Below are 19,414 nucleotides of genomic sequence, written 5' to 3' on the forward strand. Positions count from 1 at the left end.
GGATAAGACTACTAGTGATGCATCTGTGAGTGATCCATAGCGCCAGCGCTATCGGCTTTACTATCAGGGCTTTTGATTGTTACTTCAAGCTCAATCTGGCCTGCCTTTTCAAAGGTAAGTGTTACTGGAAAAGTTTCCCCTTCCACTAAGGCTTTGTTTAGGTCAATCAGCATTAGGTGATACCCACTTGGCTCAAAGATTACCATTTCACCAGCTTTGATAATCAAATCATCAAGTTTGGTCATTTTCATCACACCATTTTCATGGATATGTGTATGCAGCTCTGTAACCTTAGCGATAGGTGACTCAAGGGCAATTAAACGATCAGCCTCAGCGCCCATATTATGTAGCATTAAAAATGCCGCACCAGTCTTAGCTGTAGGCGGTAAAGCGCGGGACCAACCTTGCATAACATGCATGTTATTAGTAGAGGCTGTAGCATGATCATAATGTGCCATAGGCATTTGATGACCTGCATGAGGGTTATCTGCAGCCTGTACTGTAAAGGGAAGAAGCGCTGAAGTAACAAGAGAACCTAGAAAGAATAATGAACGCACAGATCTGCTCCTTGATTGAAAATTAAAACATAGCATGCGCAGGTAAGGCTTTACATGCGACATAGGGCAGCATAGTATACATATATGTTTTTTCAGATATGATATTCAAATGCTAACACCATTAAGTTTATTTAAAGCTCTGGCTGACACCACACGGCTTACCATTGTATTGATGTTACAACATAGAACGGAAATTTGTGTGTGTGATTTAGCCAACAGCTTAGGCTTATCTCAGCCTAAAGTCTCACGTCACTTAGCTTTACTTAAAGAGCAACAGCTAGTGATTGATACTAAAAGAGGCAAGTGGGTGTATTACCAGCGCAATACAGCGCTACCTGAGTGGGCGCAACAGATAGTAGAGCAGGCTTACTTAGTAGAGCAAACACTTATTACACAATTGTTAAGCAATCTCAATCTAGATAACTGCTAACAATAAATTCATTGATTAAAGAGCATTATGTATGTGGCTGGCGAGTAGTATTTTTTTAATCACCATCAGTTTAGTGATATGGCAACCACGCCAATTAAATATTGGTATTACCGCTAGCGTAGGAGCTGTGGTTGCCTTGCTAGCGGGTGTCATTCAAGTAGCAGATATTCCTGTAGTTTGGGCGTTAATCTGGAATGCTACACTTACCTTTATTGGTATTATCATCATCAGCGCGTTAATGGATGAGGCGGGTTTGTTTGAATGGGCCGCATTACATGTGGCGCGCTGGGGTAAAGGGCATGCCCATCGCTTATTTATCTATATTATTTTGCTTGGAGCTGTGGTTTCAGCACTTTTTGCCAATGATGGTGCCGCTTTAATTTTAACGCCTATTGTGATCGCCATTTTATATGCTCTAGGCTTTAGTCCCAGCACAACACTAGCCTTTGTTATGGCGGCAGGCTTTATTGCAGATACCGCAAGTACCGCACTTATAGTGTCTAACCTAACCAATATTGTGTCAGCTGATTTTTTTAAGCTTAATTTTAGTCAGTACGCACACATAATGTTGCCTGTGAATGCGGTGGCTGTGCTATCTAGCTTATTAGTTTTATATGTGTTTTACCGAAAAGATCTACCACACAGCTATGCCTTACAACAACTAAAAGCCCCCAAAGAAGCCATTAACGACCCTATTAGTTTCATCGCAGGCATTGCTGTTTTATGCTTCTTGTTACTCGCTTTTTTTGTCATAGAGCCACTAGGTGTGCCCATTAGCCTATTGGTAGCCTTAGCCACTGTAGTATTAGTGGTGATAGTCAAACGCCAAAATAAAATCGCATTAAAGCCTATTTTAACCAGTGCACCTTGGCACATAGTGATTTTTTCATTAGGCATGTATTTAGTGGTTTATGGCTTAAGAAATGCAGGACTAACCGATTATTTGGCGCAATTACTCAATCAATTAGCTACTCAAGATATTTGGCTTGTCAGTTTAGGCACAGGCTTTCTTACAGCGGCTTTATCCTCGGTCATGAATAACCTACCCAGTGTGTTAATAGGCGCTTTAGCTATTGATGCTAGTCATGCTGAAGGTGTTGTACGTGAAACCATGATCTACGCTAACGTCATAGGCAGTGATTTGGGCACTAAATTTACCCCCATCGGCAGCTTGGCGACCTTACTTTGGTTGCATATTTTACAGCGCAAGCAAATTCATATTAGCTGGGGGTACTACATGAAAGTAGGCATTGTTCTTACCACGCCAGTGCTCGCCATCAGCTTATTAGCCCTAGCATGGATTATCCGCTAAGGTTAGACGTTGACATCTTACATAGCAGACATATCAACTTCCTTGACACAACTAGTAGTGCTGGCGGCGAGGATAAAGCGCATGGCCAATTTTGATACTTCAAGCGTAAGTCTTGCTTTATTCAATAGAGAGAGGTACGAGAGAAAATAACTTTAGAAGAATCCAAAATAAATACGTATGCAATCCTGCATTGATGCATTTTAGATTTTAATTTATATGCCATATATGATGCTTTATTGGATAATTATAGGTATAATAAATCAAATATGATATTTTATTTTGGTGAGTAATGCGCTTTAACTTTGCTACAGAAGCAGAAATTTCTCAGGAGCTTGGTAAAAGAATAGCTCAGCAGAGAATACAGAAAAATATTACTCAGGCTGACTTGGCCAAAAGAGCTGGTGTTGGTGTTGCTACACTTCAACGCTTGGAAAAAGGTGAAGGATCAAGCTTAAGTGTATTCATTCGTGTATTGACGGCATTGGGTTTTGTGAATGATTTAGCTGATATTTTGGCTAAAAAAAATCTATCCATTCAGGAATTTGAAGCGTTGAATACTCCTGAGCCGCGCCAAAGAGCTTCAAAGCCAAGGAAATAATGCATGCAAAACTTATATAAAATCAGTACTTATTATAATGGCTGGGGTGAAGATTGGCATTTGGGTGATTTGGTATCCAATGGCCGTCAAACCCTGTTTGAATATTCCAAAGAAGCATTAAAGCGCAATATAGAGTTTTCACCTAATTGCTTGCCATTACAAGCCCAAGCATTTACAGACTTTCCATCTTTTCAATTTCAGTTGCCAGGATTATTTGCGGATAGCTTGCCCGATGGCTGGGGATTATTGCTGATGGATCGTTTTTTTAAAAAAGAATTTGGAAAAAAACCTGAGCAAATTAATCCATTAGAGCGCCTAGCATGCTTGGGTGATCAAACCATGGGGGCATTTACGTATCGACCAAGTTCTGATGTGATTATGGCAGTGCAGGAAATGAGTTTAGCAGATATTGCTAAGCAAATGGCAGCCGTGCAGATTGGCCAAGATGTGGATGTACTAGCAACCTTGGTTGTAATTGGTGGATCACCACAAGGCGCAAGACCTAAATCACAAGTCTATTATAATCCCGAAACGGAGCAGATGAGTAATAAGCCCATTAATGGTGGTGAACCATGGTTAGTGAAGTTTAATGCGCAGGATGAAGCCATTGAAGTCTGTGAAATAGAGAAGTTTTACCTAGATACTGCTGAATTCTGTGGCTTGCCTGTGCCTGAATCCAAAGTCTTTCATGTGAATAATAAGATCACAGCCATTGGTACAAAGCGTTTTGATCGCTCAAATGGCACACGAATTCCAATGCACAGTTTGGCAGGTGCATTGCATGCCAATTTTCGTATTCCCAATTGTAGTTATGGCACCTATTTGCGCATGACGAGATTTATGACGAGAAACGAACAAGAGGTTGAAAAGGCATTTAAATATTGTGTGTTTAATGTGTGTATGAATAATCGTGATGATCATACGAAAAACTTTTCGTATTTGATGAATCAAAATGGCGAATGGGCGTTATCACCTGCATATGATCTAACCTATAATCCTGGGCTGAATGGCTATCACCAAATGGATGTAGAAGGTGAAGCCTTTAAAATCAAACGTGAACATCTCATTAATTTGGCTAAAAACTCAGGTTTGGATATCAAAAAAAGCGCAGTAGCGATTGATACTATGATTGCGGTCATTAAAAGCCGATTAGGTGAATTGTCCAATGGGAAGTATGCCGTGTTAAAGGTGACCGCTGATATGATTAAAGAAAAGATCGGTCAGAATATTGGGTTGTTGAGTTAAGACACAAGATATAAGGGGCGGATTCAAAACCTGAGCGCAACAGGTTTAATGAATTGATGCGGCCCCATTATTGCTCATCTGCTGTTTTCTTTTTGCATAACTTCAACACCTAAAACCGAACCCTTTTCTGGGTCTTGCGTTGAGTGACAACGCAACTTCATTACGTTTTTTTGACTAGATACAAAAAGATCTGTGCCTTTGGTAAGTGCCGACAGATCAGCCCATTAATATTTTCATTACTAGCGCACTGCCAAGGGCTGTGGGGGGCGCAAAAATAAATGGCTACCCCCGTTTTTTGGGGTGATTTTTGCATAATGAGCCATTTCCCGTCCTTGATCATAGATCATGCTCAATTCAGTGCAGCACTAAACAGCAGTCATTATTCTTACCACGCCAGTGCTAGTCATCCGCCTATTAGCCCTAGCATGGATTATCCACTAAGGCTAGACGTTGATATCTTGCATAGCAGGCATATCAATTTCCTTGACACAACTAGCTGTGCTGGTGGCAAGGATAAAGCGAATCGCTAATAAGACGTCCTGCAACGGAATTAATTGCCCCTGACTTTGTTCAATGACATCTTCAGGGCTATGGCTTAAATCAAATTCGGTTGCTAAGTAACCCAAGTTTAAAAGGCTGATGCCAATATTTAGTGGCCGTAAGGTTTCGCGTAACGCATGCACCACACCACGTAACGCATGCTTACTAGCAGAAAAAGCCACTTCAGGCCCTTTATGATTGTCTAGCCCCCAAGTTGAGCCAATCAAAATAACCTTAGCATTAGCACTTAGCTTAAGGTTATTTACTAATGCCTGTAACTGTAAAATACAGGATGTAATATTAGTATTAATCAATGTAGTAATTTCAGTAACACTAGAGCCAGCAAAGGAGTATTCATCACTAAAGGCGAGCGCTTCCCAAATCCCAACATTATAAATAACATAGTCAACAGGCTGCTGTGCTACTGCCTGAGTTACTACTGTTACTGCATGTTGAGGTGCACTAAGATCAGCTTGGATCCACTCAAATTTACGCTTTAAGGTTTTTGGCTCTGAACGCGAAACGCCAAAAACGATATCTTGAGGAAGAGGGACAGACTCAATAATGGCACGCCCAAGCCCTTTACTTACACCATATACAACATAGGTTTTGCTCATATATTTCTGCTCAAGCATAAAATTTTGATACTGCTAGAGTTAAACTTTATTAGCAACTAATCCTTGCATTATTTTCTTTAACCAAATGATGCTGGCATCTTTAGTCGCTCGTTCATGCCAGTAAAGACTCAAGGAAAGTTCAGGAACATAAAAAGGCAAAGGCAGAATGGCCAAGTCAAGCTGTTTAGCTAAGCGGCTGGGAACAGATACTGCAAAGTCTGTTGCTAATAATAGCGAACGCACCAACATATAATGACGCGAGCGCAACGCAATATTGCGTTGTAACCCTAAACGCTGCAACTGCAAGTCAATATGCCCCAGCCCTTGCTTGCGACTGGAAATATGTAAATGTTTAAGCGATAAGTAGCTGGCCAAATCAAACGGTGCCTGTAAAGCAGGGTGGTTCGGCCGCAGGACACATACATAGTGGTCTTGCAATAAGGGCATTGACTTAAGCTGAGCATGTTGCATCTGAGGCACATCAATGGCGAGGTCTAGCTTATTGCCAGCCATTTCGCGTAATAAATCGTCTCGCTCAACCGGATAGCAGGTCAATTGTACCTTGGGAGCTTGCTCATTTAGCGCCTGCATTAATGCTGGGAGCATAATAGCCTCTGTCACATCAGCCATGCTTAATCGAAATTCGCGTTCTGTAGAGGCTGGCTCAAAAAGACTCGGTTCGTTAAAGCTAGTTTTTATTAGGGCTAACGCTTGACGAACAGGACCAATCATAGCCTGCGCTTTGGCTGTTGGCTGCATTTGCTGGGCTGCACGAGTAAATAATGGATCATCACAGAGTGCACGTAATCTATTTAACGCATTGCTCACTGCTGGCTGAGATAAATACAGCACTTCGCTGGCTTTAGTAATGCTGTTTTGGCTGTAAATAGCTTCAAACACCACAAGCAAATTAAGATCTATTTTACTCAGTTGCATAGCACCGACTATTCATAAAATTAATAGTTAAATATTCGCATAATAAATTAGCTAAATACAAATTTAAGTTTTAGCCTAAAACTAACAACAATGAAAGGGCACCCGCATGGCGCATATTTATTTAGTGAGGCATGCTCAAGCACAATTAAACTCATGTAATTATGACCAGCTTTCTCCATTAGGTGAGCAACAAGCGCTCTATTTAGCACAGCATTGGAAAAACCTAGGTGTTTGTTTTGATCAAATTTACTGTGGCACCCTAGTTCGACAACAAGAAACTTGCCGCATTATTCAAGCTCACTTAGAACATAAAGACAGCGCGTATTGTGTGCCAGAACTTAACGAATATAACTTCCATCAGGTTATTCAGTGCTATCAGCAAAGTATTGGCCATAAAGAAAGCATACAACAGCTAACCTCAAAAGATCAGTTCCGCTTATTACGCTCAGCTATTGTGGCGTGGGCTAAAGATCAACTTAGCCATACAACAGCCCCTAGCTTTAGCCAATTTGCCTTGCAAGTCACTAGTGCACGCAATCTCATTATGCAAAAGGCAGATAACGCCAAAAAAGTGTTAGTGATTTCTTCTGGTGGCGTGATTGCCGTTTGGTTGCAAACCCTGTTGGGCTTAACGCCCACGCAAGCAATGAAGTTAAATTTACAGTTGGCTAATACTGCGGTAAGCGAGTTTTACAGTAGGGGATCTGAGATGCAGTTAATTCGTTTCAACCATATCAGCCATCTAGAACATCCACAGCGTATCAGTGCGCTGACTCACAGTTAACACTAAGGATGCCTTATGTCTTCTTCACTTAATGAAACTAACTTAAATGCCTACCTACAAGAGAATCTGGCGGGTTTTACATTACCAGTAGAGTACAAAAAATTCTCAGGTGGACAATCTAACCCTACCTTTTTAGTTCGCACTCAAAGCCAGCAATTTGTACTGAGACGCAAACCAGCAGGCAACCTATTGCCATCAGCACATGCTGTAGATCGTGAATTTACTGTTATCAAAGCACTGAGCCAAAGCCAAGTACCTGTACCCGAAGCGTTACTACTCTGTGATGACGAGAGCATTATTGGCAGTATGTTCTATCTGATGAGTTATGTAGATGGGCAAATTTTCTGGGATCCTGCCTTACCAGAATTTACAGCTGCACAACGCCCAGAGGTGTATCAAAAAATCATACAGGTATTAGCCAACATTCATAATCTGGACCTAAAAGCAGCCGGACTGACGGAGTTTGGTAAAGCTGGAAACTACTTCCAACGCCAGCTAGAACGTTGGATAAAACAATATCGAGCCAGTGAAACAGAACCGCAGCCAGTAATTGAACAGCTAATGACTTGGCTGGAAAATAACTTACCCGAAGATGATGGACAAGTTAGCTTAATCCATGGTGACTACCGCTTAGACAACTTAATTTTTGCCAAAGAAGGGATAGCGATTAAAGCGGTTTTAGATTGGGAGCTAGCAACCTTAGGCCATCCTTTAGCTGATCTTGCGTATTTCTGCATGTGTTTACGACTTCCTTCAATTGGTCCCTATAAAGGTTTAGCAAACGTTGACCGAGCAGCTTTAGGTATTCCCACAGAGGAACAACTGAAACAGCTTTATTGTGCCGCTCGCCATATTACTGAAATTCAACATTGGCAGTTTTACTTAGCCTTTAGCTTCTTTCGTTTAACAGCCATTGTGCAAGGCGTATTAAAACGTGCGTTACAGGGTAATGCCTCAAATAAAGAAGCCTTATTGGTTGGCAAAATAGCGCCTAAATTAGCTCAAATGGCGCTCGCTAGCTTAGAAGAATAAAGATAAAGGAAACACTTATTATGACAACTCAATTATTTGATTTATCTGGAAAAATAGCCTTAATTACAGGTGCCAGTCGTGGTATAGGTCAGGCAATCGCCACCTTATTCGCCCAGCAAGGTGCTTATGTTATTGTTTCCAGCAGAAAACAAGCTGACTGCGAAGCTGTGGCGCAATCTATTCGTGAACAAGGCGGTCAGGCGGAAGCCTTTGCTTGCCATGTTGGCGATATGGCAGCCATTGAAGCCTTATTTGAACATATTAAAACCAAGCATTCTCGTCTGGATATTTTGCTCAACAACGCAGGAACCAATCCGTATTTTGGGCACATTCTAGATACTGACTTAGCCGCTTACGAAAAAACAGTTGAAGTCAATTTTCGTGGCTACTTTTTTATGTCTGCTAAGGCTGGGCAGATTATGCGCTCGCAAAAACAAGGTGTGATCATTAACACTGCCTCTGTTAATGCCATTAAACCCGGCATCACACAGGGCATTTACTCTATTACCAAGGCAGCAGTCGTGAGTATGACTAAAGCCTTTGCAAAAGAGTGCGCTCCTTTAGGTATTAGGGTTAATGCTATTTTACCAGGCTTAACCAATACCAAACTAGCAGGCATGCTGTTTCAGCATGAAGCCATGTACAAACAATTAGTCAATGAAATTCCTATGCATCGTCATGCCGAACCTGAAGAAATGGCAGGTACTGCGTTGTATCTAGCCTCAGATGCTTCTAGCTACACAACAGGTGCTTGTATTGTTGTCGATGGCGGTTACAGCCTTTAAGGAGTCGCTATGAACTTTGCTTTTACGGAACGCGCCTTAACACTACAGCAGCGTTTAACTGATTTTATGCAACAACATATAGTACCTCGTCTGGCTGCGTGGCAAACTGAAGTTGAGGCTGGGCATTATCCTGTTTCCTTTATGCAGGACTTAAAGAACCTTGCCAAAGCAGAAGGCTTATGGAACCTATTTTTGCCCGACTTAAAGGAAAATGAGCCAGGTACGCGCTTAAGCAACCTTGAGTATGCACCTTTAGCAGAAATCATGGGGGCTGTTCCTTGGGCAGCGGAAGTCTTTAACTGTAACGCGCCAGATACTGGCAACATGGAGCTTTTACATCTATTTGCCTCAGCAGAACAACGTCAACAATGGCTAGTGCCACTGTTAAATGGCGATATTCGCTCTGCCTTTGCTATGACAGAGCCTGATGTCTGCTCATCTGATGCAACCAATATCCAAACGCTAATTCAAAAAGACGCTGATGACTATGTGATTAACGGGCGAAAATGGTTCATTACCAATGCCTCCCATCCTAATTGCCAACTATTTATTGTCATGGGCAAAACCGATCCTAATGCAGAGGTGCACCAACAGCAAAGTATGATTCTTGTTCCTGCAAATACAGCGGGTATTGAAATAGTGCGCAATATTAAAGTGATGAATCACCTTTCGCCAGAGGGGCACAATGAGGTTGTTTTTCGTAATGTTCGTGTTCCTGCCGCCAATCTATTAGGCAAAGAAGGTTCAGGTTTTGCGTTAGCACAAGCGCGCTTAGGCCCAGGGCGAATTCACCATTGCATGCGCAGCATAGGCGCAGCAGAGCTGGCACTTAAGTTAATGACAGAACGTGCTATTGAGCGCAAAGCCTTTAAACAACAACTCTATCAACATGGTGTTATTAGCCAATGGATAGCCCAGTCGCGCATGGAAATAGAACAAGCTCGCTTACTGGTTTTAAAAGCTGCTTGGATGATTGATCAATACGGCGCGAAAGCAGCCGCCAAAGAAATTGCCATGATTAAAGCCATAGTACCTAGCATGCAAGAAAAGGTCATTGATCGTGCTATTCAATGTTTTGGCGCCATGGGGTTAAGTCCAGATACGCCACTAGCAGACCTATGGGTGAATGCGCGAGCGCTACGTTTGGCGGATGGCCCTGACCAAGTTCATTTGCGTAGTATTGCCCGTATGGAAATCAAGCACGCTAAAGAACATTTAGGCCAAAGCAGTGCTTATTTAGTGCAACGCAAGATATAACAACAATAGCTAAAGGGATTAATCAATGCGCACAATGTTATTACCTGAAAATCATTCAGCTTATGCTTATCCGTTACTTATTAAGCGTTTACTGATGGGCGTTAAACGATTTGAGCCTAATCATCAAATTGTCTATCGCGACCTTGTACGCTATGACTACTGTACCTTATATGAGCGTGTCTGTCGCTTAGCCAACAGCTTAACAGCGGCTGGCATAGGTGCTGGTGATGTTGTAGCGGTTATGGACTGGGATAGTCATAGGTATTTAGAGTGCTACTTTGCCATCCCAATGATTGGCGCTGTCTTGCATCATGTCAATATTCGCCTATCACCAGAACAAATTCTCTATACCATGCGTAAAGCAGAAGACAAAGCGGTGCTCGTACATGATGATTTTCTCCCACTATTGAGCGCACTTGAAACGCAGCTTCCCAGCCTAAAAACCTGTATCCAATTAACAGATAATACTCACCCAGCAGACTGTTCATTAACAACGAAGATAGGGGAATATGAGTCACTGCTGGCGCAAGCTAGCACTACTTATGACTTTGCTGACTTTGACGAAAACTCTATAGCCACTTTATTTTTTACCACAGGCACCACGGGCAATCCTAAAGGGGTTTATTTTAGTCATCGCCAATTAGTGCTACACAGTATGAACTTAGTTAACAGCATGTCTGCTTTTGCAGGCTTTCCTATGCTGAACTCCAGCTCAGTCTATATGCCCATTACACCAATGTTTCACGTACATGCATGGGGAGTGCCCTATGCGGCCACTATGCTGGGATGTCAACAGGTTTATCCTGGCCGCTACGAACCAAATATGCTGGCTAAATTGCTAGTCACTGAAAAGGTTACATTTTCCCACTGCGTGCCTACCTTGTTACAGATGATTATTGATAATCCAGCTGCCGAGCAACTAGATTTATCAAACTGGAAAGTCGTCATTGGCGGCAGCGCTTTAACTCAAGGTTTAGCAAAGCGTGCCTTAGAAAAAGGCATTGATGTTTACTCTGCTTATGGCATGTCTGAAACCTGTCCTCTGATTACATTTGCTCATTTAGATCAACAAATGCGCCAATATTCTACTGAAGAAAGCCTGCACTGGCGCTGCGCTACTGGGGTAGCAGCACCTATGGTGGAAGTTGGCTTAATGGACGAACAGGGCAATTTGCTAGCGCAAAATGGACAAGAAGTTGGTGAAGTTGTTGTACGCTCACCTTGGTTAACGCAAGGCTATTATCAAGATACTGAAAAAAGCACAGAGCTTTGGCAGCACGGCTGGCTACACACTGGAGATATTGGTTATATCGATCAAAGAGGCTACTTATTTATTCAAGATCGCCTAAAAGACGTAATAAAAACAGGGGGGGAATGGATATCCTCATTGGACTTAGAGAATTTAATTAGCCAACACCCAGCCATACAAAGCGTTGCTGTAGTCGCTATTACTGATGACGCTTGGGGAGAACGGCCATGCGCCTTAGTAGTTTTAAAACCCCAGCAAACTACTACACCAGAAAACATTATTAATTTTCTACAAAGCTACGTTGAAAGTGGAAAAATTAATAAATGGTGGATTCCTAAGCGTATTGAAATCGTCACTGATATTCCTAAAACCAGTGTGGGCAAAATAGATAAAAAACTAATACGTCAGCAATTAGCCTCTTAATATTCAGCACCACTGCAGTTGTTTTCAGATATAGTGTTACTCTTTGAAAACAACTGCATGACTGCTTATGAACATCAACACCAATACTGACTTATCTTTAATTTGGCATTGCCAGGCGTTTTCTCAACTCTCCACAGGAGAGCTGTATAATCTATTGCAACTACGCAATCAGGTCTTTATTGTTGAGCAGAACTGCCCTTATTTAGATATTGACTGCAAAGACCGTAGCGCCCAGCACTTATGGGCAGCAGTTGATAACCAAATAGTCGCTTATGCACGAATTCTTCCAGCAGGTATCAGTTTTGAACACACAGCCATCGGCCGAGTCTGCGTGCATCCAGATTTTCGTCGTGATGGGCTAGGGCGCTTATTAATGAAAGAAGCACTTAACCTTATTCACTCAAACCAGCCACAAGCATCTATTAAGATCAGTGCGCAGACCTACCTTATTCCGTTTTATCAATCCTTTGGTTTTACAGTGGTATCTGCAGAGTATTTAGAAGATAACCTGCCACATGTAGAAATGCTGCACTCATCGTCATCCCATCATTAAAATTAACCCGCGAAATATTATGAATAAATCCGATTTTTATGCCGCAGAAACTTACTTTTGGAGCAGTATTAGCAAGCAAACTTACCATCCATCAGCTCATGCACACTGTTTTTTAAGCCCGATTAATACCCCATTTTTCAATTTTCTTTTTCTACATCAAGGAGCTACAGAGAAAGGCCTCATAAAAGCTGCCGATTTTTTTAATCAGGCTCAGCAATCCTATATTACAGCTATTGAAGAAAGTGCACTCTCAGAAGCACTACAACAAGCTATCAAGCAACAGGCACTCGTTTTTGACTGCTGTACTAGCGCAATGGGATTAATTTTACAGCAGCGAGCAAAACTAAAATTTGCGCCAAATGCTGATATTCGTATTGAAGCCAATACAAACTTGCTAAACTGGAAACAACCATTAGCGAGTGCTTTTGCTATAGAAGGGGATGCTATAACCAGCCAATACCAAGCTGCCCATCAAAGCGCCTTAGATCAGCATTGCCAGTTCTATCATTTTGTTTTGTTTGCCCAACAACAAGCTGCCTGCGCGTTAACCTTATCTATTCAAGGTACAGTTGCTCGTTTAGATGACATTGGAACCCAAACTAAAGTGCAAGGTAAAGGCTATGCCAGTCGTCTTATTGAAGAAGCCTTATGCTTTGCACAAACCAAAGGCGTTACACATTGTTACTTAGATGCTTCCAACCAAGGGTTATCTATCTATCAAAAATTAGGCTTTAAAAGCCTATTTCAATACCATTCATATTTGCATCAAGAGGCTCAATAGAGCCTCATCCCCCCCTTTGCCCCACCTTTTTAGTTGCTAAATAACCTTTCAGCCTATTAACCACACCTTCTATCAGGCTTAGCATGCAGGTAAAACTGTGTAGTAGTACTCTTTTCTAAAGGCTAAGAAAGGCTAAAGAATCATGAAAAATCGCGGCTTCACTCTAATTGAAGTAATGATAGTAGTAGTGCTAATTGGCATTATTGCAGCTATAGCTATTCCTAATTTAAATCCTTTTATTAGCAAAAATAAAGCAGAAGCCATGGCTGATAATATTGAGAATTTAATTAGAAAGACACGAAATACCGCCATTGTTCAAGGACGAACCGCTAGCATCGACATTATAGGGCGTGAGTGGGTAAGCAAAGACTACAATAATACTATTATTGCAAAGGTTGAAATACTAGATGGCGTTAATATCAAACCAGTCAACTTTGAAAACAAAATACGTTTTGATAAGCAAGGTTTTATTTTAAACAATAGAGGCGTTATTGAGAGTCGCTCTATTTCAATTCATATCTGCAGTGGTGAAATAGGCAAAAAACTACAACTCAAAACAACCACCTCTATTACTGTTGAAGATTCTAATGCAACTATATGCAACTAGTAGGAAGGGTATCTAAAATGAAAATTAATCATCTAGCGATAAAAAAACTAGTTGTAATGATAGCACTTGCTAGTGGTTCATTGCATACCTACGCTAAACCAGCACAACAAAGTATTTACGAGCCTAGCCAACAACCATTAATGCTTCGTGAAAGTGTTGCGCCTAACGTTATATTTACATTAGACACCTCTGGATCAATGAGTGCCAAATATGTTCCTGATGGTTTATCACCTAGAGGGTCTAAAATTTTAAAATTTGTAGAACACAACCCATTGGCATATGATCCTAACCCGCAAGTAACCTATGATATTCCTTGGTATGCTGAAAAAGAGGGCAAGGATGAAACGGCAACCTATAGATTTTACCAATATAATAATTTTTATGAGTATGACAAAAGAAATAATCTAAAAATAAAAACAGACGGTTTTCGATCCAATACTACATCTATCGTATATGATGATGATTTAAGTTATGCAGTTAAAATACCTAACTGTAACAGCAAAAATGATACAGATGAAAAATGCTATAAACTGGTAATGATTGATAAAAACAATCCGGATGAAGTGAAAAAATACGCTACTTGGTATGCCTTCTATCGGAATCGTATGCTCCTAACCAAATCAGCAGCTAACCTTGCTTTTATGAATCTACCACCCGAGACTCGTGTCACTTGGCAAGAACTATCTGGCTGTACTTTAGAAACCAGCTGCGGTGGCACACGGGTTGATAATTTTTTAAAGTTTACAGCTGAACATAAGTATAATTTCTATACTTGGTTAAACGATACTTACGCCCATACAGGTACACCACTTCATCGCTCTATGGAAAGAGCAGGAAAATTTTTTAGTAAAGATCTTGCTTATAAAGAAAGGCAAACTGAATTTACATGCCGCAATAACTACCATGTCATGATGACTGATGGCGAATACACTGATGGAATTAGTTCTAGTATCAATAAAGTTAAACTTGAAGGTATAACTAACCGTACTTTTAGCTTGCCAGATGGCACTACTTATACTGGGCAATCTCCTTTTGGTGGGGTTGATCCTAAAAATAGAAATAGCCTTGCTTATACTGCTTTATATTACTGGGCGACAGATTTATATAAAGGCGAAGATAATGTAGTGCCGTTTTATCAAGATGGTACAGATTACTGGAATCCAAAAAATGACCCTGCCACTTGGCAGCATATGACTAACTTTATTGTTGGCTTAGGCTTAACTAAAGGCTTAGACCCTAAAGGTTACAGTAATCCGCCTATTTGGGATCCAAGCAAAGCACGGCCTACCTATGAAAATATTGTAGGAAAAACGTGGCCAGATAATAAAATTTTTAGCCTATGGCATGCAGCTATTGTTTCGCGAGGTGAGTTCTATAGTGCTGATAAAGCACAAGAAATCACACAAGCCTTCCAGCGCATCGTATCACGCATTGCAATGAAAACTACCTCAACAACCGCGCCAACTACAGTATCTTCTGTAATAGAGGGTGATGAGGCTCATGGGTTCAGCTTTGAAACAAGCTTCTCTTCTGTTAATGGCTGGTCTGGTAACTTACGTGCCTTTAAGGTAACTAATGGTTCAAGAGAAGCACTCTGGGGCGGACAGGGTGTTAGTGAGAAATTAAAAACTATTTCTCCAAATCAGCGAAAAATCATGATACAAAATCCTGTCACACGAAAAGGTGTTGTTGACTTCACTTGGTCTAATCTACCTGAAGACTACAAAGCGTACTTAAATATCAGCCCTGATATTTTTGATCCCAACCTGCAAAAAGACGGGTTAGGTGAAAAACGAGTTAACTTTATTCGTGGTGACCAAACCTATGCAGACGGCAAAATATTTGCAGCCCGCGAACATTTATTGGGCGATATCCTTAACTCAAAACCTGTGGCTGTTAAAGATGCTCGTTATCTAATTCGTAGTATCACTTGGAGTGCAGCAGAACAAGCTGAATACCGTGCATTCTATGAAGAAAAGAAAAAACGCCCTCGTTATATTTATGTTGGCGCTAACGATGGCATGCTGCATGCAATAAATGCTGAGACAGGCATAGAAACCTTTGCCTATATACCTAAAGCCGTTATTCCTTATTTAAATGAACTAACATCAGTTAACTATGGTGAGAAAAAACATAGATACTATGTAGATGGACAACTAACAGTAGCTGATGTGTACTCAAGTAATGGCTGGCGTACTATTTTAGTTGGTACCTTAGGTGCTGGCGGTAAAGGTATTTTTGCACTAGATATTACAAACCCTACCAAAATTGAACTGTTGTGGGACTTAGATAGTGTTGACTTTGCGACAACAACTGGACGTTTAGGTTACACCTATTCAGTGCCAAGCGTTGTACGCTTTAATGATGGCAAATGGAAAGTTGTTTTTGGCAATGGGCCAGCCTCAATTGATGTGGCCTCAATTAAAGGCTATGCCAGCTTATTTGTCTTAGACGCTGAAACCGGAAAACTAGAGCGCGAATATCTGGCGCATCGGAAAAATGATAACGAAATAAGCGAAAACGGGCTATCAACACCAAAAATTGTTTCCTTACAAGGTAATGGTATAGCTGATGTCGCTTACGCAGGTGACTTACAGGGTAACTTATGGCGCTTTGATTTAACTACAGACCCTAAAAAGACTCACAACCATACGCCTTTATTTAGAGCCATCTCTAAAGAAGATAGGAAAAATGTTGGTCAGTCAATTACTACCGCACCATTAGTTGTACGCCACCCAACTCAACCTGGTTATATCGTAATTTTCGGTACTGGCCGCTACATTGCTGACGCAGATAAAAGCCCTGATATGGTTCAAGATATCTATGGCATTTGGGATCCACTCACTAAAGCTAAAGGTACTTACCCTGGTCGCATCTATCCTAAAGACTTAGCTGAGCAAGAAGTTATTCAAAATTCTCCTCAAAACAACAAGGAAGCGATCACCATTACACAAAATCCTGTGAATTGGGCCAGATGGCACAATAATCGCTACTATACTTCAAGCAAAGAAAAGCACAAAGGATGGCGCATTACATTAAATAAAACAGACCGTGAGATGGTTGTATATAACCCAATTAGTGTCGGTAAGGCTATTGTAGTGCAAACATTATTACCCGACTCTAACTCTTGTGCGTCTGGTTTAGAAAGCCGCTTGTATGCATTTGACCCAGCAACAGGTAGTGCGCTGAAATACCCCATCTTCGTTAATAGCCCAGAGAAAGTTAATGGCCTTTATGTCAGCGGAACTCGTCATGATGGTACAGGTGGTCTTAACTTAAGCATGAGTGAAAAGGGGCCCGTTGTTTGTTCAGCCGAAGCATGCTTTGACTTAAATTTAGGTGAATCTGGTCGTCAAACTTGGAGAAAAGTAGAATGATTACTTCTATCAAAAGCAAAATCTTGCTCAGTCTAGCTTTATCCTTCTGCGCTTTAGTTGGCCAGGCTTATGCCAGCGAGTTTGAAGTCGTAGGCACAGTCACCAAACTGGATATTGCAAAAAACCACTTAGAGTTATCGGGTGTAGAGTTTTTCTTACCTAACAAAGTCATTACAGAGCACCAAGAACAAATAAGTCAGTTAGCTATTGGTGACGATGTAGCTGTGTATGGGGCAAAACAGACAGGGCTAAAAACTATTTACTCCATAACCATTTATCCACGTTCACCTCAAATACGGGAAGCCAATTTAACTGATTATGAGTTAAATAAAGAGCAATATATCTTAGATATGGAAAACTCTATTAGGTAACCTCTATGAAAACGAAAGGATTTAGTCTACTTGAGATATTGATAGCCATTATATTATTAGCTGTTAGCTTGCTAGGTCTATTAGTGATGCAATCAAGAAGTGTTGGTTACCTAGTAGAAAACAATAAATATAATGTAGCTATGGATCTTACAGGTGAGTATGTCGACTTGGTACGCTCATATAAAAACTTGGTCTATGAGAAAAGTATTCCTAACGCACTTTATTATCATGACCTAAAAGAGAAAACGCCATTTTGGGAAGATGGTAAAATCAAGAAAGTAACTCAGGACTGTACGAGCACAACCCAAGCGAGCACAGAAGATGATATCGCCGTTAAGCTGGCTTGCTGGAATATCAAGGCAGAGGTGTCTGGAATAACAGACACCTCAATAAAAATAGTACCTAGCCGTAATATTATTAAAGTTACTTTATTCTGGGAATCTACAACAAACTCTAGTGGTAGCTATGACTGCTATTCAGAAGATACGAGCAACCCAGAAAAATGCTATTTCATAACGAGTGCTGAAATATGAGAAAATATAGCCAGGGTATCAGCTTAATTGAGATAATGATTACACTACTATTAAGCTCATTCTTAATATTAGGCATTACACAGATTTATCTTAATTATAAGCGTAGTTATGCTTTCGAGCGCTCTGTTATGCGTGTTAATGACACAGCTAACTTTGCGCAAACAACACTAAACCGCTGGATTTACAAAGCAGGCTTTAGACGCACTGTTGATGCATCAATGGAGAAATCTTTTCCCCAAGCCACATACGAGGGCAAAAAAGGTTCTAGTTTTAACTATACCTGTGACTTCGATGAACAAGCAGTAGCCACAAACTTACAGGGTGGTAACGGTTTTTGCATACGCTATCAAGCCTTATCCTCAGAAGAGCTAGATTGCTTAGGGGAGAAGGTAAAATTTGCAGAAAGTAGTGATTTGCCTTTTGCAGCGCCTTCGGCTAATGATCTAGTAGTACTGGCTTTTGAATACACTCAAGATGCCAACAAAAACCAGGGTAGTATTTGGTGTTCGAATCTAAACCCTAAAACAACAGTAGGTCGTATAGAAATACTCGACCATATAGCCGATGCAACACTAGAGTTTGGTTGGGCACAAAGTGTCGCTCATCAATATGATAAAAAAGTTGATATTTATACACCGGTTAGCGAATGGAAAGGAAAACCCAACAACCTTGTACGTTCTATCCGCTACTCATTATTAGTGAGCAGTAAGGAAAATGTGGCTGATACAAAATCTGAAGGTATTTTAAATCTATGGAAAGAACAAAAAAGCACAACCAAAGCACTAGAAAAAGATAAAAAACAAATCTACGAAATTGTTAATGCAACCTATGTTCTAAGAGGAATAATGCCATGAAATCAGAAAAAGGCAGCGTTTTACTTATTACCTTAGTCATTCTCATTATCTTAACAGTGTTAACGGTTGCAGGATTTAAAGATGTTTATTTGCAAAATAAAATAACAAATAACCGTTTAATTACTGAACAACTAAAAAACAGTGCTGACATTGCATTACGTGAAGGGGAAATGCGCTTATTTGGAAGTTTAAGAAATAGAGAAAAAATTGATGATCTCTTAGCGTCAAACTGTACTTCAAACTTTAATACTAAACTAGAGCTAAATATACCCTGTTTAGTTCCTGAATTTACCGACCCTGAACAACTAAAAAAATTCTATTTAAATCCCAATAGTGTTGATGTTATATGGCAAGCTGTAGAAAATAACGAAAATACAATGAAAGCTTCTTTCAATTCATACTTGGTTTCATTTGAAAACAGCGGCAGTGTGGAATGGAGTGATCAATTAGAGGGGGCAGGAACCTACTATTATCTAGTCAATGGTAAAGCAGAGGAACGCGATCTCTATACAGTACAATCAATAGTTGCCAATTTTTTTGTTGGATTAAATAACTAAAGCTACATAAGGATAT

At 40.6% G+C, this 19,414-nt stretch carries 20 protein-coding genes and 1 pseudogene; 17 read left to right on the plus strand and 4 right to left on the minus strand.

What is annotated here, in order from left to right; translation table 11 throughout:
* Positions 1–11: 11 nt before the first annotated feature.
* A complete protein-coding gene (locus VQ643_RS01025; protein ID WP_414197369.1) occupies positions 12–557 on the minus strand; it encodes a copper chaperone PCu(A)C in 546 nt (181 codons plus the stop codon).
* Positions 558–666: 109 nt separating this feature from the next.
* Here VQ643_RS01025 and VQ643_RS01030 point away from each other — a divergent pair, with 109 nt between their 5' ends.
* The 4 genes from VQ643_RS01030 (at position 667) to VQ643_RS01045 (ending at position 4,142) form a co-directional block, all read left to right on the plus strand.
* Positions 667–987, plus strand: a complete 321-nt coding sequence (locus VQ643_RS01030; protein WP_414197370.1) for a metalloregulator ArsR/SmtB family transcription factor — start codon at positions 667–669, stop codon at positions 985–987.
* A 31-nt stretch (positions 988–1,018) separates the two neighbouring features.
* On the plus strand, positions 1,019–2,299 hold the full coding sequence (locus VQ643_RS01035; RefSeq protein WP_414197372.1) for an arsenic transporter: 1,281 nt from the start codon (positions 1,019–1,021) through the stop codon (positions 2,297–2,299).
* Between the two features lie 289 nt (positions 2,300–2,588).
* Positions 2,589–2,897 (plus strand): helix-turn-helix domain-containing protein, encoded by a 309-nt coding sequence (locus VQ643_RS01040; protein ID WP_414197373.1) that lies wholly within the window; start codon positions 2,589–2,591, stop codon positions 2,895–2,897.
* 3 nt (positions 2,898–2,900) lie between these two features.
* Entirely contained in the window at positions 2,901–4,142 is a 1,242-nt protein-coding gene (locus tag VQ643_RS01045) for a type II toxin-antitoxin system HipA family toxin (RefSeq protein WP_414197375.1), read from the plus strand.
* A gap of 102 nt (positions 4,143–4,244) precedes the next feature.
* Here VQ643_RS01045 and VQ643_RS01050 read toward each other — a convergent pair.
* The 3 genes and pseudogenes from VQ643_RS01050 to VQ643_RS01060 all read right to left on the minus strand — a co-directional run.
* Positions 4,245–4,492 (minus strand): annotated as a pseudogene (locus VQ643_RS01050) (IS30 family transposase); the annotation flags it as partial.
* Between the two features lie 93 nt (positions 4,493–4,585).
* Positions 4,586–5,299: an SDR family NAD(P)-dependent oxidoreductase gene (locus tag VQ643_RS01055; RefSeq protein WP_414197377.1), complete on the minus strand. Its 714-nt coding sequence runs from the start codon at positions 5,297–5,299 to the stop codon at positions 4,586–4,588.
* A gap of 39 nt (positions 5,300–5,338) precedes the next feature.
* Positions 5,339–6,235 (minus strand): LysR family transcriptional regulator, encoded by an 897-nt coding sequence (locus VQ643_RS01060; protein WP_414197378.1) that lies wholly within the window; start codon positions 6,233–6,235, stop codon positions 5,339–5,341.
* Positions 6,236–6,341: 106 nt separating this feature from the next.
* Between VQ643_RS01060 and VQ643_RS01065 the strand changes: the two genes are divergently transcribed.
* From VQ643_RS01065 to VQ643_RS01125, 13 genes are all read left to right on the plus strand, one after another.
* Positions 6,342–7,019, plus strand: a complete 678-nt coding sequence (locus tag VQ643_RS01065; RefSeq protein ID WP_414197380.1) for a histidine phosphatase family protein — start codon at positions 6,342–6,344, stop codon at positions 7,017–7,019.
* A gap of 15 nt (positions 7,020–7,034) precedes the next feature.
* On the plus strand, positions 7,035–8,051 hold the full coding sequence (locus VQ643_RS01070) for a phosphotransferase family protein (RefSeq protein WP_414197382.1): 1,017 nt from the start codon (positions 7,035–7,037) through the stop codon (positions 8,049–8,051).
* 20 nt (positions 8,052–8,071) lie between these two features.
* A complete protein-coding gene (locus VQ643_RS01075; protein ID WP_414197383.1) occupies positions 8,072–8,836 on the plus strand; it encodes an SDR family oxidoreductase in 765 nt (254 codons plus the stop codon).
* A gap of 9 nt (positions 8,837–8,845) precedes the next feature.
* On the plus strand, positions 8,846–10,093 hold the full coding sequence (locus VQ643_RS01080) for an acyl-CoA dehydrogenase family protein (RefSeq protein WP_414197385.1): 1,248 nt from the start codon (positions 8,846–8,848) through the stop codon (positions 10,091–10,093).
* Positions 10,094–10,118: 25 nt separating this feature from the next.
* Complete coding sequence (locus VQ643_RS01085; protein WP_414197386.1) at positions 10,119–11,765, plus strand: fatty acid--CoA ligase; 1,647 nt, start codon at positions 10,119–10,121, stop codon at positions 11,763–11,765.
* Between the two features lie 67 nt (positions 11,766–11,832).
* Positions 11,833–12,318, plus strand: coding sequence for a GNAT family N-acetyltransferase (locus tag VQ643_RS01090; protein ID WP_414197387.1), 486 nt, complete (start codon positions 11,833–11,835; stop codon positions 12,316–12,318).
* Between the two features lie 19 nt (positions 12,319–12,337).
* On the plus strand, positions 12,338–13,099 hold the full coding sequence (locus tag VQ643_RS01095) for a GNAT family N-acetyltransferase (RefSeq protein ID WP_414197389.1): 762 nt from the start codon (positions 12,338–12,340) through the stop codon (positions 13,097–13,099).
* Between the two features lie 142 nt (positions 13,100–13,241).
* Entirely contained in the window at positions 13,242–13,706 is a 465-nt protein-coding gene (locus VQ643_RS01100; RefSeq protein WP_414197390.1) for a Tfp pilus assembly protein FimT/FimU, read from the plus strand.
* 17 nt (positions 13,707–13,723) lie between these two features.
* Positions 13,724–17,083, plus strand: coding sequence for a pilus assembly protein (locus tag VQ643_RS01105; protein ID WP_414197391.1), 3,360 nt, complete (start codon positions 13,724–13,726; stop codon positions 17,081–17,083).
* Positions 17,080–17,454, plus strand: a complete 375-nt coding sequence (locus tag VQ643_RS01110; RefSeq protein ID WP_414197393.1) for a PilY2 family type 4a fimbrial biogenesis protein — start codon at positions 17,080–17,082, stop codon at positions 17,452–17,454. Before VQ643_RS01105 ends, VQ643_RS01110 begins: the two co-directional genes overlap by 4 nt.
* A 5-nt stretch (positions 17,455–17,459) precedes the next feature.
* Entirely contained in the window at positions 17,460–17,987 is a 528-nt protein-coding gene (locus VQ643_RS01115; RefSeq protein ID WP_414197395.1) for a prepilin-type N-terminal cleavage/methylation domain-containing protein, read from the plus strand.
* On the plus strand, positions 17,984–18,841 hold the full coding sequence (locus VQ643_RS01120) for a PilW family protein (RefSeq protein WP_414197397.1): 858 nt from the start codon (positions 17,984–17,986) through the stop codon (positions 18,839–18,841). Before VQ643_RS01115 ends, VQ643_RS01120 begins: the two co-directional genes overlap by 4 nt.
* Positions 18,838–19,398, plus strand: coding sequence for a hypothetical protein (locus VQ643_RS01125; RefSeq protein ID WP_414197399.1), 561 nt, complete (start codon positions 18,838–18,840; stop codon positions 19,396–19,398). Before VQ643_RS01120 ends, VQ643_RS01125 begins: the two co-directional genes overlap by 4 nt.
* Positions 19,399–19,414 lie beyond the last annotated feature (16 nt).

Origin of the sequence: Pseudomonas sp. F1_0610 (assembly GCF_047470865.1) — a bacterium.
Classification (GTDB): Bacteria; Pseudomonadota; Gammaproteobacteria; order Pseudomonadales; family Pseudomonadaceae; genus JAZDRH01.